The following is a 15,697-nucleotide window of genomic DNA, read 5'->3' as shown; positions in this document are numbered from 1 at the left end:
CAGACGGTTTCCTGTTGCGACGCGCAGAACCGGGTGCTGGTGGACGGCAAACCGCTGAACGAGCCCTACATCTACCACCAGCCGGGGCTCGAGGACCGGCGAGCTCCGTTCGGGCCGGTGAAGATCCCGCAGGGGCAGTTGTGGGTGATGGGGGACAACCGCGAGAATTCCGAGGATTCGCGGTACCAGAACGGAGCGGAGGCCGACCCGCTTCGCGGCACGGTTCCGGTGGACAACGTGATCGGCAAGGCGCAGTTCATCATCTGGCCGCCTGCGCGCTGGCAGGGTGTGCGCACCGATGATCCGCATGCGATGCCGTGAGGGTGATCAGCGTGCCCGCAGCCGGACGGTCGCGCCGCCGAGCAGGTGATGCCTGGCTCGCACGGTGATCGGCCCCGGCTCGCCGGCCATGGTGCGCAACTAGACCGCGCCCGCGCCGCCGGTACGGCCGATCGGGAACGGGTTGTCGCCGATGATCAGCACCGGGCCGGTGGATTCGAGCAGCACGTCCCCGGAGGCGTGTGTGCGCTGCGCGCCGAAGCGGTCCACCGCGCGCAGCACCAGCCTGCTCGCATCCGCCCCGTCGGCGCGCAGTTCGCCGTCGTCGCAGACCGCTTCGAGCCGGTCGGCCGAACGGTCGGCGGAGAACCGGCGGGTGACCACGGTCCGGCCGCCGAGCAGGCCGTCCAGGCGCAGTTCCACCGGCCGGTGCCCGGGGAATTCCAGATCGGCGCGGAACGGCGGGAACCGCAGATGCGGGAACTGTTCGCGATCCCGGTGCAGTTCCCGTGGCGGCCCGTCATCCAGGGCCAGGGTCAGCGTCTCGCAGTTCGAATAGATGAGCGCGCGCCTGCCCGGTCCGTGTTCGGGGAGTGGTTTCCCGAAATCCCAATAGAATCCCGGTTCGACGACCGCTTCGCGTTCCGGATCGCGCTGCGCGCGGTAGAACGCGGCGCCGAGCTTCGGGATGCGGAAGAAATCGCACACCCCGGCCCATTTCATCGCGTCGATGGAGTGTTTCCAGGAGGACGGGTAGTCGAAGGCGCACCAGGCGAGCAGCCCGCAGTACTCCGGATCGGAGGCGGCCGCATCGTGCGCGGCGGCGTGCAGCAGGGCCTGGACGGACTGCAGGTGCGCCGCATCGGTGCGCCGGTAATGCCCGGGACCGATCATCGCCCCGACGGCCTCGGTCACCAGATAGGGCAGGTCCGCGCGGGGCGGCTGCAGCCCGGTGCGCGGATCGCTGTAGTCGTTGTAGGCGAAGACATCCTGGCTGCGCCGCGCACTGGCATAGGCGCGGGCCCGTTTCGCCTCGCGCTTCATGTACCGGACCGCCCCGCTGGTGGGCCGGGTTCCGTCCAGTCGTTCGGCGATCTCGTCGGTGACCGTGTACAGCTTGGTGTCCTCACCGGTCTCGTTGAGCCGGGTGCCCCAGATGATGATCGAGGGGTGATTCCGGTCCCGCAGCACCATGTCCCGCACATCCCGGCGGGAGCGGGCGCGCCAGATCACATCGCCGAGATAATCCCAGCCGGGCGCCTCCTCCCAGACCAGCAGGCCGAGCTCATCGCAGGCGTCCAGGAACGCTTCGGACTGCGGATAGTGCGAGCAGCGGACCATATTGCAGCCCAGTTCCCCGCGCAGGATCTCGGCGTCCTTGCGCTGCACCCGGTCCGGCATCGCGCCACCGGTGTACGGATACCACTGGTGCCGGTTCAGCCCGAACAGCTGCAGCCGGCGGCCGTTGAGATAGAACCCGTCCTCGCGGAACCGCGCCTCCCGGAACCCGATCCGCACGGTGCGCTCCACCCTGTCGCGCACCCGAACCCGGACGCGGTAGAGCTCGGGCGCCTCGACATCCCAGAGCCGGATCCCGGCCAGCCCGGAAAGAGTGAGCCGCACCTGGTGTTCGCCGGGCGCGCCGATCCGCGTCCTGGTGCTCACCGCCGCCAGCACCCGCTCGCCGTCGAGTAGTTCGGCGGAGACCGTCACGGGTTCGGCGGGCGGACGCGTGGTGTTCAGCGCGGCGGTCACCTCGACGCGCCGCCGTCCTTCGTCGAGCACATCCACCGGTTTGGCGAACACATCCCGCACGTACAGCGCGGCTTCGGCACGCAATCGGGCGGGCCGGTACATGCCCGCCGGCTGGTAGAAGTCGATCGCGGAGGGGTTCCTGGCATGCGGCCGGTTCGGTGGCACGTTCTGCTGCCACCGGCCGTCCACGACCACCACCAGCTCGTTGTCCTGCGGGCCGAGCAGCTCGGTCAGTTCGAGGGTGTACGGCAGGTACCCGCCGATCCGGCTACCGAGCCGTTGCCCGTTGAGGTACACCACCGAGCTGGTCAGCGCCGCGCCGATGTCGAGGAAGAGCCGTTCGGCGGGCGGGGCGTCGAACCGGCAGCGATACACCCAGGTGCGCTCCCAGGCAGTCGGCCGCCAGTCCCGCCAGGACAGCATGACCGGACAATGCGGAAGGGTGATCGGCGTTCCCTGGGTGTCCAGCACCGGACCGCCCTGATACGGGCCGCAGAACCACTGCGGACCGAGCGGCTCCGCGGCCTCGGAGAAGTTCTGCAGTACCGCGGGACCGGCGGTGGCGAGCCCGAGCAGGCCGATACCGCCCGCGGCAAGGAGCCTGCGGCGTGACCACTTCGGGGACTCGGTCATCGGCGCGTCCCCGAGCGCATCGCGCGCCCGCCGAGCTGGTCGTGCAACCCGAGTTCCACCCGGCACAGCTTAGAAGATCTTTTCCGGATGACACCACTGTCGACCCGGTGTCCTGGGGGAATCCGTGGAACACCGGTAGGCTCCCGCCTCGATGCCTGCCCCTGCCAAGATCCGGTATGTCCTGTCGTGCGGTGTTGCCGTGCTGCTCGCCGGTCTCCTGCTCGGTGCCGCCACTTCGTTCGCGCAAGGCGGGTTGCTGCCGTTCGCCCTGGCGCCCTTGGCGAACTCGGTCAGTGGCTGGACCCTGATCACCGCGCTGCTGGTGTGGCTGACCCGGCAGGAGACCGCGGTCTCGGCGGTGTACGGCGTCATCGGGTTCGGCACGCTCGTCCTCGGCTACACCATCGCCGCGGAACTGCGCGGATTCACCTACCACCCCTGGTTCTGGGGGCTGATCGGCCTGCTGGCCGGACCGTTCGTGGGGATCGCCGCCTGCTGGCTGCGCGGTGAACCCCGCAGAGCTGCCCTCGGCGCCGGGCTGCTGGCCGGGATCGCGATCGGGGAAGGCAGCTACGGACTGATCGCGATCGCGGACACCACCGGATGGATCTACTGGGTACTCGCCATCCTGGCCGGTATCGCACTGCTGACCGGAATCCTCGTACGCAGGAGCGGCAACGTGCTGCTCGGTATCGGCGTCACCATCCTCGTGGCCGCGGCGGGCTATCCGGCCGCCCTGCTGCTCACCTGATCAGTTCTGCCGACGCGGCAGTCCCCGCACGGTCAGCGGCTCGCCACCCGCCGGTAGCGGTGCACCGCCAGGGTCATGAACACCGCGATCAACCCGACGCAGCACAACACCGCGTACAGCGGGGCGTGCTGGGCGGGCCAGCCGTCCGGTTGCGGCAGCCCCGCGGGGGCCGGATTCCCGAACAGGTGCCGCACGCTGGTGGACACGGCGCTGATCGGGCTCCACGCGGCGATACTGCCCAGCGGCTCGGGCATCGCGACCACCGAGGCGAAGTTGGTGGAGATGAAGGTGACCGGGAAGAGCCAGATCAGCCCGAGGCTCTGCGCGACCTCCACGCTGGGCGCGACCAGCCCGATGTACGCGCCGACCCAGGACATGGCGAAGGCGAACAACAGTACGAGCAGGTAGGCCGCGACGGCGTCGAGCACGCTGCCCCGGATGCGCCAGCCGATGGCCAGCCCGCACACGGTGGTGACCAGCAGGCTGAGCACACTCGTGGTGAGATCGGAACTGGTGCGCCCGAGGATCACCGCGAGCCGGGACATGGGCAGCGCGCGGAACCGGTCCACGAGCCCCTTCTGCAGATCGTTGGCCAGCCCGATGGTGGTGAACGAGGCGTTGAAGGTCACGGTCTGCACGAAGATCCCGGCGAGAATGTACTCGCGATAGGCGGGACCGCCGAGGCTGCCGCCGAACACATAGGCGAGCAGCACGACGAACATGACCGGTTGCACGATGCTGGCCAGCAGGGAACCGGGGGTGCGCCGGATGTTGAGCAGGTTGCGCCAGGCAAGGCTGCCCGCATCGCGCGCGATCCGGGTCAGTCCGCCGGCGGGGGCGCTGAGCACGGTCATGCCGGAACCTCCTTGGCAGCCGGTTCCTCGGTGAGCGCGAGGAAGACATCGTCGAGCGTGGCCCGGCGCAGTCCGAGATCGAGCACCGGGATCGCGCGCATGTTCAGCCGGGCGACCACATCGGCGAGCGCGATCTGCCCGCTCTCGGTGCGCAGTTCGAGCCGCCGCGCGCTTTCGTCCACGTGCGGCACGGTGTCCCCGATCTCGGCGAGGATCTGTTCCGCGGCGGGGATATCGCGTGCCTCGGCGAGCACGAGCTCGATGCGTTCCCCGCCGACCATGCGCTTGAGTTCGTCCGCGGTGCCCTCGGCGACCACCGCGCCGTCCTCGAGCACCGCGATCCGGTCCGCGAGCTGATCGGCCTCCTCGAGGTACTGCGTGGTCAGCAGTACCGTGGTGCCCTTGGCCGCGAGATCGCGCACCAGCGCCCAGGTGTCCTGCCTGCTCTGCGGATCGAGCCCGGTCGTCGGCTCGTCCAGCACCACGAGCGAGGGCTCGGCGATCAGCGCACCGGCCAGGTCGAGGCGCCGCCGCATACCACCGGAATAGCTGCCCGCGCGGTTGTGCATCACGGTGTCCAGATGGAACCGGGCGAGCAGTTCCCTCGTCCGGTCCGCCGCCCGCGCCCGGCGCATCCCGTACAGCCGCGCGACCAGGTACAGGTTCTCGAACCCGGTGAGTTTCTCGTCGACCGCCGCGTACTGCCCGGAAACCCCGATCGCGGAACGGGCGCGGTCCGGGGTGCGCAGCACATCGTGCCCGGCGACGAACACCCGGCCGGAATCCGGGCGCAGCAGGGTGGTCAGGATCCGCACCGTGGTCGTCTTCCCCGCGCCGTTGCGGCCGAGCAGCGCGAACACCTCACCGCCGCGCATGGCCAGGTCCACCCCGCGCAGTGCCGGTTTGCCGCCGAAGGACTTGTGCAGGTCCTCGATGCGCACGTGCGCGGTCATCGGGCACCGGCCGTGCGGCTGCGCGGGGTGATGTCGGTCCAGGTGCGCTCCACGTACTCCAGGCAGGCGGCGCGCTCGTCCGGGCCATAGGCCACGGTCCAGCCGCCGGGCACCGCACACCACTGCGGCCACAGCGAGTACTGCCCTTCGTGGTTGACGAGCACGAGGTATTCCTCGTCCTGCGCCTCGAACGGATTGGTCACGCGATCGGCCATGCTCAGCTCCCGATACTCGTCCGTTGTTGGGTGATCTCGTCCTGTGCCGTGCGCAGTCGCCTCGCCAGCACCGGGCCGAGCTGTTGCAGCGCGGGCGGCCGCATCAGCAGCGTGTGCGGGAACGGCACGTTGTGGTGCTCGACCGGGCCGTTCAGGTACTCGCCCCAGCCACGGTCGAAGGGGGAATCCTCCTGCGTGCCGAAGAACAGGGTCGGCCCGTGGTAGGTGCCGATCTCCGCGCCGTTGAGAATGTCGCCGTGCGAGGAGAACGCCGCGACCAGTGCCCCGATCGCCTCCTCGTCCAGGCTGCCGAGCGGGTTTCCGGTGCGCTGGTAGAGCTCGCGCACCTCGGCCCGCGTCGGGTACCAGTCCTCGGGCACATCGTGGCCCTGCAGCCGTAGATAGGACTGGAACAGCTCCGGCTCGCTCACCGTCGCCAGCCCGTCCGAGGAAGCGTGCGGATGCGAGTCCACGATGGTCAGCAGCGCCACCTGTTCCCCGGATTCCTGCAGCCGCACCGCCATCTCGTGCGCGATGTTCCCGCCGAGCGACCAGCCGAGCAGATGATAGGGCCCGTGCGGCTGGATGCGGCGGATCTGCTCCAGGTAGTCCAGCGCCATCTCGGTCAGGCTCGCCGGGGTGTATCCGGGCTCGCTGAGCTTGCGCGCCTGCAGACCGTAGAGCGGCTGATCGCCGGGCAGGTGCCGGAGCAGCCCGGCATACGGCCAGGCCAGTGCCGAAGCCGAGTGCACACAGAACAGCGGCGGTCGCGATCCGGTGGTGCGCAAGGGAAGCAGCACCTCGAACGAGTCGTCCCCGCCCGCGTCCCGCAGTTTGTCCGCCAGTCCGGCAACGGTCGGATACTCGAAGAGCCTGCGGATGGAAAGCCGCACCCCGAGCGTCTCGCGCACATCCGCGATGAGCTTGCTCGCCAGCAGCGAATGCCCGCCCAGCTCGAAGAAACTCTCGTCGATACCGACCCGTTCCAGGCCGAGCGCGTCGGCGAACAGGCGGCAGAGCACGTCCTCCTTCGGCGAGCGCGGCCCGGCGAGTTCGGTGCTGCGGCCCGGGCTCGGTAGCGCGGACTGGTCGAGCTTTCCGTTGGGCGTCAACGGAAGCGCGGGAACCGCAACGAACACCGAGGGCACCATGTACTCCGGCAGCGTCCGGGAAAGGGCGGCGCGCAGCCAGCGCACATCCTCGGTGTCGGTGACCACATAGGCCACCAGCGCCTCCCCGCGCACCAGCACGGCGGCCTCGCTGATGCCCGGCTGGCCGAGCAGCGTCGACTCCACCTCGCCGAGTTCGATCCGGAACCCGCGGACCTTGACCTGATTGTCCGTCCTGCCGAGGAATTCCAGGTTCCCGTCGCGGCGCCTGCGCACCCTGTCCCCGGTGCGGTACATACGGGTTCCGTTGCCCGCGAACGGATCCGCGACGAACCGCTCCGCGGTCATCCCGGTCCGGTTGAGGTAGCCGTACGCGATACCGGCCCCGGCGAGGTAGAGCTCACCGGCCACCCCGAACGGCACCGGCCGTAGCCGCGCGTCCAGTACATGGGCATCGGTGTTCACGATCGGATGGCCCAGATGCGGGCGATCTCCGTGCTCGATGCGCGCGGCCATCGCGTTGACACAGGTCTCGGTGGGGCCGTAGTAGTTCTGCGCCCGCACCCCGTCCAGGTCCCGCAGCCGGATCCAGCCCTGTGCGGAGATCGCCTCCCCGCCGACGGTGACCACCGAAGGGGAGTGCGCGGAATCGAACAGCCCGGCCGCGTCGAGCTGGCGCAGCTGCGTCGGGGTGACCTCGACCGAATCGATGCGCTGCTCGTGCAGATAGCCGACCAGTTCCTCGGGATCCTTGCGGTGCCGCTCGGCCAGGATGTGCAGCTCGTGCCCGGCGACCATCCACAGGAACGGATCCCAGGATGCGTCGAAGGAGATCGCCGCGGTCAGCGCCACCCGCAACCGGTCCGGGCCGAACAGCTCACCACGGTGCTGGTGCAGCAGATTCACCAGGCCCGCGTGCGGGACGAGTACTCCCTTGGGGCGACCGGTCGATCCGGAGGTGTGGATCAGATACGCCGGATCGGCGCCGCGCGGCCGCTCGGTCTCCAGTTCCGCTCCGGAGAACCCGTCCTCGGGGTCGGTGTCCAGTTCCACCCGGGAATACCCGGCGGGCAGCGGAACCCCGGTCTCGGTCAGCACCAGGTCCGGATCCGCGTCCGTGAGCACCGCCTCGATGCGTTCGCTCGGGTAGCCGATGTCGATGGGCACGTACACCGCGCCCGCCTTGAGCACCGCGAGCATGCCGACCGCGGTGCGCACGGAACGGGGCACCGCCACCGCGACCGCCGAACCACGGCGTACCCCGCGGGCGTGCAGCAGCCGCGCGATCCGGTTCGCCCGCGCATCGAGTTCCGCGGTGCGCAGTACCTCGTCCTCGCAGACGACCGAGACCGCATCCGCGGGCGCCTGTGCGGCCATCCGCTCGAACGCGTGCACCACGGTCGGGCCCTCGGGGACCACCCGCACACCACGGGCCGCCGCGGACAGCCGGTCCCGTTCACCGGGCAGGGTGAGCTCGAAATCGCCGATCGCCCGCTCCGGTGCGGTGACCGCTTGCTCGACGAGTGCGGAGAACCGGTCGGCGATCTCCCGCGCGGTCACCGCGTCGAACAGGTCCGCGTTGAACTCCAGGGTTCCGGCCAGCCCCGCGTCCCGTTCGGTGAACGAGAGCGAGAGGTCGAACTTGGCCGCGCCCGCGCTGTCGAACTCCGCGATCTCCACCTCCAGGCCGGGTAGGGAGAGCTCCGGGCGGGTGTTGTTCTCCAGGGTGAGCATCACCTGGAAAAGCGGATGCCTGCCGAGGGATCGTGCGGGGGCCAGCGCCTCCACGACCCGTTCGAAGGGCACCTCCTGGTTGTCGAACGCGGCGAGGTCGCCGTCCCGGACCCTGGCAAGCAGCTCGGTGAAGCCCGGATTCCCGGAGAGGTCGGTGCGCAGCGCGAGGGTGTTCACGAACAGGCCGACCAGCTCCTCGAGCGCCTCGTCCCCGCGCCCGGCGACCGGGGTGCCGATCGCCAGATCGGTTTCCCCGCTCAGCCGGGAGAGCAGCACCGCGAGGCAGGCGTGCAACACCATGAACACGCTCGCCCCGTGCCCGGTGGCCAGCGCGGTGATCCGGGAATAGGTCTCCGGGGAAAGGTCGAAGCGCACCATTCCGCCGTGGTGGGCCGGATTCGCCTGCCGCGGCCGGTCGTGCGGCAGCGCCAGTTCCTCGGGAAGACCGGCGAGGGTGCGGGTCCAGAAGTCGAGCTGGGCGCGCACCGGGGAGTCCGGTTCGTCCTCACCGCCGAGCGCCTTCCGTTGCCACAGCGCGTAATCCGCGTACTGCACGCCGAGCGGCGGCCGGGGCGGTTCGGCGTATCCCATCCGCCTGCGGTAGGCCTCGGCCAGATCGCGGGCCAGCGGGGCGGTCGAGGCGCCGTCCGAGGCGATGTGGTGCACCACGAACAGCAGCACGTGCTCGCGCTCGCCGAGCCGCAGCAGCTTGGCCCGCGCGGGCAGTTCCCCCTCGAGCTTGAAACCCTCCGCTCCATCGGTGGCCAGTGCTCCGCTGAGCTGCTCGGGTTCCACATCCACCAGTGGCAGCGGCGGTTTGGCCAGTTCGGCACCGAGCACCAGCTGGTACGGCTGCCCGTCCACGCTGCGGTAGAGGGTGCGCAGACTCTCGTGCCTGGCGAACAGATCGGTGATCGCCCCGTGCAGCGCCGGGCGATCGAGCTCCCCGCGCAGGGTCACCGCCATCGCGATGTTGTAGCCGCCGTCCGCGCCCTGGAAGTCGTTGAGGAACCACATCCGCAGCTGTGCGTAGGAAAGCGGGATCCGCTCCGGGCGCGGTCCGGGTACCAGCCGGGGCCCTGCGGTGCGCGCCTGCGACCAGCACTGCGCCAGCGTCTCCGGTGTCGGTGCCTCGAACACCGTGCGCAGCGGGAGTTCCACGCCGAACTCCGTGCGGATGCGGCTGATCAGCTTCGTCACCAGAAGCGAATGCCCGCCGGCCGCGAAGAAGTCCTGGTCCACGCCGAACTCGCGCAGCCCGAGGGTGGCCGCGAACAGCGCGCAGAGCCGTTCCTCACCCGCGTCCCTTGGCGCCCGGCCACTGCCCGCGGGCGCCTCGGGGATCGGAAGGCGGTCCCGGTCGAGCTTGCCGTTCGGGGTGAGCGGGAACTCCTCGAGTACCGCGATCCCGTGCGGGCGCATGTATTCCGGCAGTGCGCGGGCGGCGTGCGCGCGCACCCCGTCCAGGTCCACCTCGGTTTCGGTGCCGATCACATAGCCGAGCAGCCGCTGCCCGTGCACGAGTACCCGGGCCGCCGCGACCCCTGGCGCCCCGGAGAGCACCGCGGCGATCTCGGCCAGCTCGATCCGGAACCCGCGCAGCTTGACCTGATCATCGGTGCGGGACAGGAATTCCAGTGCCCCGTCCGGGCCGAGCCGTACCAGGTCCCCGGTCCGGTACATGCGGGTTCCGTCGCAGGCGAACGGGTCGGCGAGGAACCGTTCGGCGGTGAGCCCGCCCCGCCCGTGGTAGCCGCGGGCCAGCCCGGGACCGGCGAGGTAGAGCTCACCGGGTACGCCCGCGGGGACCGGATGCAGTCCGGCGTCGAGCACGTAGGCCGTGGTGTTCGGCACCGGGGAACCGATCGCGGGGGTCTCCCGCTCGCCGATCTCGCTGAACACCGCGTCTACGCAGGTTTCGGTGGGTCCGTACATGTTCACCGCACGGATCCGCGGGGCCGCGGCGAGCCGGTCCCACAGCGATTTCTCCACCGCCTCCCCGCCGACCGCGAGGATGCGCGGCCGGGTGGATTCGAGCAGGCCAACCGAAACCAGCTGGTCCACATAGGACGGTGTGGTCTCGAAGAAGTCGATGCCCTCCCGGTCGAGATAGTCGAGCAGTGCCTCGGGATCGCGGCGCATCCGCTCCTGGATCAGGTGCAGCTCGTGGCCTTCGAGCAGCCACAGCACCGGATCCCAGGCCGCGTCGAAGGCGACCCCGGAAAGGTGCGCCACCCGCGCGCGCCGCGCGGGGAACAGCCGCTGCCGGTGATTCTGCAGCAGGTTCTCCAGCGAACCGTGCTCGACGAGGATGCCCTTCGGTTTCCCGGTCGAGCCCGAGGTGTAGAGCAGATAGGCCGGGTCCTGCGCGCTCGGACCGGCGGGCAGCTCGACCTCCGGGGCCCGCTGATCGGTGTGCAGTACCGAAACCTCCGCGCCGAACCGGGCGGCGGTCTCCCGGGTGCACAACACGACGGCGGGCCGGGCATCCGCGAGCAGATAGGCGATCCGCTCGTCCGGGTACTCGATGTCCACCGACAGGTACACCGCGCCGATCCGGGTGACCGCAAGCAGCGCGGCGACCGTGTCCGCGGAGCGGGGCAGCGCGACCGCGACCGTCCGGCCGGGCAGCACCCCGTTCCCGGCGAGCAACCGGGCCAGTTCTCCGGCGCGGGCATCCAGTTCGGCGAAGGTGAGCTCATCCGCCCCGCAGACCAGGGCGCGTTCCCCGGGGCGGGCATGCAACTGCGCGGCGAACAGATCTCCGACCGTGGCACCGGTCAGCGCGGAATCCGGGCCGTGCAGCCGGGATCCGGTCCGGGAACCGAGCAGGTCCGCGGACCGGACCGGGCGGTGCGGCGCCCTGGTGAGTTCCCCGGTGAGCGCGGTGAACGTGGCTGCGAACCCGTCCGCGCTGGCCGGGTCGAACAGATCCCTCGCGTACTCCAGGGTTCCGGTGATCCCGGCCGGTTCCCCGGCCTCGGTGAACGTCTCGCGCAGGCTGAACGACAGGTCGAACTTCGCCGCGCCCGGCTCGCCCTGGGCCGGGGTCACGGTGAGCCCGGGGAGTTCGAGCTGGGCGGCCGCGTTGTTCTGCAGCGTGAACATCACGTCGAACAGCGGGTTGCGGCCCGGGATCCGCTGCGGTGCGAGCGCCTCGACGACCTGATCGAAGGGGAGATCCTGGTTTTCGAAGGCCGCCAGATCGGTCTCGGTGATCCGGCGCAGCAGCTCGGTGAAGCTCGGCGCCCCGGACAGGTCGGCGCGCAGCACGAGCGTGTTCACGAACAACCCGACCAGTTCGGCGAGCGCGGGCTCGGTGCGCCCGGCGATCGCGGTGCCGATCGGGAAGTCGGTGCCCGCCCCGATCCGGTGGCACCACGCGGCGAGCGCGGCGTGCAGCACCATGAAGGTGCTCGCCCCGTGCGCGGCGGCGAGCTCGGCGATGCGCACGTGGGTTTGCGGGGAGAGCTCGAGCGGCACCGAGCCGGCCGCGGGCCGCCGGGTGCCCTGGCGCGGGTGATCCAGCGGAAGCTCCGGTTCGGCAAGCCCGGCGAGTGCGGAAGTCCAGAAGGCGAGCTGGCGGGCGGCCGGGCTCTCCGGGTCCGCACGATCCCCGAGCAGTTCGGCCTGCCAGAGCGCGTAATCCGCGTACTGCACCTCGAGCGGTTCGAATTCCGGCTGCTCACCGTTGGTCCGCGCGGCGTAGGCGGTGCCGAGGTCCCTGGCGAGCGGGGTGAACGACCAGCCATCGCCCGCGATGTGGTGGATCACCAGCACCAGCAGGTGTTCGTGCTCCCCGGTGCCGAGCAGCAGCGCGCGCAGCGGAAGTTCGGTGCTCAGGTCGAACGGGCGGTCCAGTTCGGCGCGCACCCGGGCGGCGCAGTCCCGCGGATGCTCGTAGGGCAGGGCGATTTCCGGTGCTTCGAGCACTCGCTGGTATGGCTCGCCGTCCTGTTCGGCGAACACCGTGCGCAGCGCCTCGTGCCGGGCGAGCAGGTCGCCGAGTGCGGCCCGCAGCGCACCGAGGTCCAGCGTTCCGGTGCACCGCAGCAGCGCGGGCATGTGGTACTCGGTGCCCGCCGCGTCCATCCGGTGCAGGAACCACAGGCGCCGCTGGGCGCCGGAAAGCGGCAGGCGCGGTCCCCGCGGCCTGCGGTACAGCGCGGGGCGCCGGCGGTCCTGCTCGGTGACCGTACGGCCGAGCTCGATGCGGGCGGCCAGCTCCGCGGGGGTCGGCGATTCGAACAGCGCCCGGATCGGCAGCCGGACACCCAGTGCCTCGCGCAGGCTGCCCAGCAGCCGGGTGGCGAGCAGGGAATGCCCGCCGAGTGCGAAGAAATCCTCCTGCGGGCCCACCGCGCCGAGCCCGAGGATCTCGGCGAACAGCTCCCGGCAGACCTGTTCGGCGTGGCTGGCCGATGCGGTTGCCGGTGCGGATTCCGGTTCGGGGAGCCGGTCGCGGTCCAGCTTCCCGTTCGCGGTGAGCGGGAGCTCGGCGATGGCCAGGATCCGCGCCGGGAGCAGATGCGCGGGCAGCTGCCCGGCCAGCCGCTCCGCGAGCGCCGATGTGTCCACAGTGGACGGCGTAACATAGGCGAGCAGCCTGCGTGACTCCTCGGTTCCGCGCACCGCGACGGCCGCGCGGTCCACCGGTTCGAGCGCGGCGAGCTGCGCCTCGACCTCACCGGGTTCCACGCGGTGGCCCCGGATCTTGACCTGCCGGTCCGCCCGCCCGGCGAACTCGATGCTGCCGTCCGCGCAGCGCACCGCGAGATCCCCGGTGCGGTACATGCGTGATCCGTTGCCCGCGAACGGATCCGCCAGGAACGCCGAGGCGGTCATGCCGGGGCGGCGGTGGTAACCGCGGGCGAGACCGGGCCCGCTCAGGTAGAGCTCGCCGAGCACCCCGTCCGGTGCCGGGCGCAGGCTGGAATCGAGGACATAGGCGCGCATCCCGCGCACCGGCTGCCCGATCGCCGGGGTTTCGCGTTCCGCGAGCCGCGCGGTGACCGCGTCCACGCAGGTCTCGGTCGGGCCGTAGAGGTTGACCGCGAGCAGCCCGGGAACCGAACCGAGCCGGTTCCACAGCTCCGGATCGATCTCCTCCCCGCCGATGAACAGCACCGAAGGGTGCCCCGCACCGTCGAGCAGGCCGTTCGCGAGCAGCTGGCGCAGATAGGAGGGAGTGGTGCCGAGTGCGTCGATCCCGGCTTGTCTGAGCCGGTCGAGGCAGGCCTGCGGATCGGTGCGCACCTCGTCCTCGAGCAGCACCAGCTCGTGCCCGTCGGCGAGCCACAGCACGGCATCCCAGTAGGCATCGAACGCGGTTCCGGCCAGGTGCGCCACCCGCGCCCGGGAACCCGTCGCCGTGCGCGCCGGATCGAACATCGCCGAGCGCTGGTGCGCGAACAGGTTCGCGAGGCTGCCGTGCTCGACGACGACACCCTTCGGCCTTCCGGTCGAACCGGATGTGTACACCAGATAGGCGGCGTCCTCCGGGGCGGGCGCCGGGCAGCTCAGTGGCGTGGCCGGGAAAGCGGCGCACTGCGCGAAGCTCAGCCCGCCGGGGCCGGGCTCGCTCGCGCCGAGCACCAGCGCCGGTTCCGCGTCCTCGAGCAGGAAAGCGATGCGCTCGGCCGGATAGGCGGGATCGACGGGCAGGTACCGCGCACCCGATTTGAACACCCCGAGCAGCGCGGCGATCGTCGCGCAGGAGCGGTCGGCGAGCACCGCGACCGTGTCGCCTTTCCCGATCCCGCGGGCCAGCAGGGCATTGCCGAACCGGTTGGACCATTCGTCGAGCTCGCGGAAGCTGATCGCGGCGGTCTTTTCCCGCAGTGCCGTCGCTTCCGGGGTCTCGGCGACCCGGGTGGCGAACAGGTCCGGGATCGTCGGCTCCGCGGTGGCGTATTCGGCGGCCAGCGGAAATTCCTCGTGCAGCACCACGTCCGCGGCCCGTGCCCCGGTATCGGCAGCGGCGGCGCGCAGCACGGCGGCGAACCGCTCGGCGTGCCCGGCCAGTTCCTCCGCGGTGTACCGGCCGGGATTGGCGTCCAGGTTCAGCAGCAGCCCGTCCGCGCGTTGCTCCACGACGACGGCGAGGTCCTCGACCGGGCCGACGGCGAGGTTGTGCGTGCTGGCCTCGTGCGGACCGAAGGGCAGTTTCGCTTGCTGGGGAAGGATGTTGATGGTCGGGCCGTCGAGCACCGCGGAGCCGAGCTCGGCGCGCAGCCGTTCGCTGCGGTAGCGCTGATGCCGGAGCGCGGCGCGGATCTCGGCCGATGCGGAGCGCACCAGTTCGGCGATGCTCGTTTCCGGGTGCACGCGCAGCCGCAGCGCCAGGATGTTCGACAGCATGCCCGGGGTGACCCGTGCGGTCTTGGTGCGCCGCGCGGGAACGGGGAGGCCGAAGACCACATCGCGGTCCCCGGTCACCCGGTGCAGATAGAGCGCGAAGCAGGCCACGATCAGCGGGGCGATCCCGGTACCGAGCGCCCGCGCGGTCCCGGCGAGCTCGATCCGCGCGGCTTCGCTGATCTCGGTGCTGTGCCGCAGGAAGGAGTGCCCCATCGGCTCGTCGCGGCGCGCCGGGCTGCTCGCGGCCGGCCGGTCGGCGAACCGGTCCAGCCAGTACCGCCGGTCGGCGGCGTACTCCGCGCCCGCCAGGTAGGCGTCCTCCTCGGCGAGCAGATCGGCGAGGGTGCCGAAGGAGCACTCCGGTGGCCGGGAACCCGTGCTGAGCGCCTGGTAGATCTCCGCGGTGCGGGCGAGCACCAGGGCGGCGCCGTAGCCGTCCATGATCAGGTGGTGCACCCGCTGGTACACCAGCACCCGGTCCTCGGCAACGTGCAAGGCCACGGCCCGATACAGCCCGCCGCGCACCGGATTCAGCGGCTGGGCGTGCTCCGCGCGCATCCAGTCGAGCGCGGCGGCGACCGGATCCGGCTCGCTGCGCAGATCCAGCACGTCGAGGACACCGGTTCCCGGGGCGTCGAGCACCTGCACCGGCTGCTCGTCGTGCGCGAGCACCCGCGCGCGCAGCGCCTCGGTCTCGCCGAGCACCGCATCGAAGGCATCGCCGAGCCGGGCGAGCTCCACCGCGCCGCGTACATCCAGGTAGAGCGCGATGTTGAACATCGGGTTCCGCCTGTCGATCCGCTGTCCGTACCACACCGCGGACTGCGCGGCGGAGAGTCGGAGTTCGCGTGGCGATTCGTGTTCGGCACTGATCTGGATGGGACGAGGTTCGGTCACGAGCGCACCGCTTTCCGGAGTTTCCTCGAGCAACTTCTTGAGAGGTTCGAGCGATATTCGACGCGCTCACCATGGTGGGGGAGCAATACGCCGACTGTTTGGCAAACGTATTTCTGATCGTTATCCGCGCCCTTTTCCAATTATGTCGGTAGGCGCG

7 protein-coding genes are annotated in these 15,697 nt (G+C 70.7%); 2 read left to right on the top strand and 5 right to left on the bottom strand.

Annotated elements, in window-relative coordinates; all coding sequences use genetic code 11:
• A partial coding sequence (gene lepB, locus AD72_RS00440) for a signal peptidase I (RefSeq protein ID WP_082468689.1) occupies nt 1-321 on the top strand: 321 nt, incomplete at its 5' end.
• 99 nt (nt 322-420) lie between these two features.
• On the opposite strand, the gene AD72_RS00435 is transcribed toward lepB, so the two are convergent.
• Nucleotides 421-2,667, bottom strand: coding sequence for a glycoside hydrolase family 2 protein (locus AD72_RS00435; RefSeq protein ID WP_231644692.1), 2,247 nt, complete (start codon nt 2,665-2,667; stop codon nt 421-423).
• A gap of 151 nt (nt 2,668-2,818) precedes the next feature.
• Between AD72_RS00435 and AD72_RS00430 the strand changes: the two genes are divergently transcribed.
• Nucleotides 2,819-3,418 (top strand): DUF6518 family protein, encoded by a 600-nt coding sequence (locus AD72_RS00430; RefSeq protein WP_031464304.1) that lies wholly within the window; start codon nt 2,819-2,821, stop codon nt 3,416-3,418.
• A 32-nt stretch (nt 3,419-3,450) separates the two neighbouring features.
• Here the strand turns inward: AD72_RS00430 and AD72_RS00425 are convergent, their stop codons facing one another.
• Genes AD72_RS00425 through AD72_RS00410 form a run of 4 tightly spaced genes read right to left on the bottom strand, consistent with a single transcriptional unit; the run spans nt 3,451 to nt 15,540 of the window.
• Nucleotides 3,451-4,272, bottom strand: a complete 822-nt coding sequence (locus AD72_RS00425; RefSeq protein WP_031464303.1) for an ABC transporter permease — start codon at nt 4,270-4,272, stop codon at nt 3,451-3,453.
• Nucleotides 4,269-5,225 (bottom strand): daunorubicin resistance protein DrrA family ABC transporter ATP-binding protein, encoded by a 957-nt coding sequence (locus tag AD72_RS00420; RefSeq protein ID WP_031464302.1) that lies wholly within the window; start codon nt 5,223-5,225, stop codon nt 4,269-4,271. Before AD72_RS00420 ends, AD72_RS00425 begins: the two co-directional genes overlap by 4 nt.
• On the bottom strand, nt 5,222-5,440 hold the full coding sequence (locus AD72_RS00415) for an MbtH family protein (protein ID WP_156364997.1): 219 nt from the start codon (nt 5,438-5,440) through the stop codon (nt 5,222-5,224). Before AD72_RS00415 ends, AD72_RS00420 begins: the two co-directional genes overlap by 4 nt.
• A 2-nt stretch (nt 5,441-5,442) precedes the next feature.
• Nucleotides 5,443-15,540, bottom strand: a complete 10,098-nt coding sequence (locus AD72_RS00410) for a non-ribosomal peptide synthetase (protein WP_156364996.1) — start codon at nt 15,538-15,540, stop codon at nt 5,443-5,445.
• Nucleotides 15,541-15,697: the final 157 nt, after the last annotated feature.

Source organism: Sciscionella sediminilitoris, from assembly GCF_000737195.2.
Classification (GTDB): Bacteria; Actinomycetota; Actinomycetes; order Mycobacteriales; family Pseudonocardiaceae; genus Sciscionella; species Sciscionella sediminilitoris.
This window is presented reverse-complemented; position numbering and strand designations above follow the sequence as displayed.

Bases quoted from the DNA above. Each gene is read 5' to 3' on its own strand.
- AD72_RS00435 (WP_231644692.1), bottom strand. From the start codon at position 2,667: ATGACCGAGTCCCCGAAGTGGTCACGCCGCAGGCTCCTTGCCGCGGGC.
- AD72_RS00430 (WP_031464304.1), top strand. From the start codon at position 2,819: ATGCCTGCCCCTGCCAAGATCCGGTATGTCCTGTCGTGCGGTGTTGCC.
- AD72_RS00425 (WP_031464303.1), bottom strand. From the start codon at position 4,272: ATGACCGTGCTCAGCGCCCCCGCCGGCGGACTGACCCGGATCGCGCGC.
- AD72_RS00420 (WP_031464302.1), bottom strand. From the start codon at position 5,225: ATGACCGCGCACGTGCGCATCGAGGACCTGCACAAGTCCTTCGGCGGC.
- AD72_RS00415 (WP_156364997.1), bottom strand. From the start codon at position 5,440: ATGGCCGATCGCGTGACCAATCCGTTCGAGGCGCAGGACGAGGAATAC.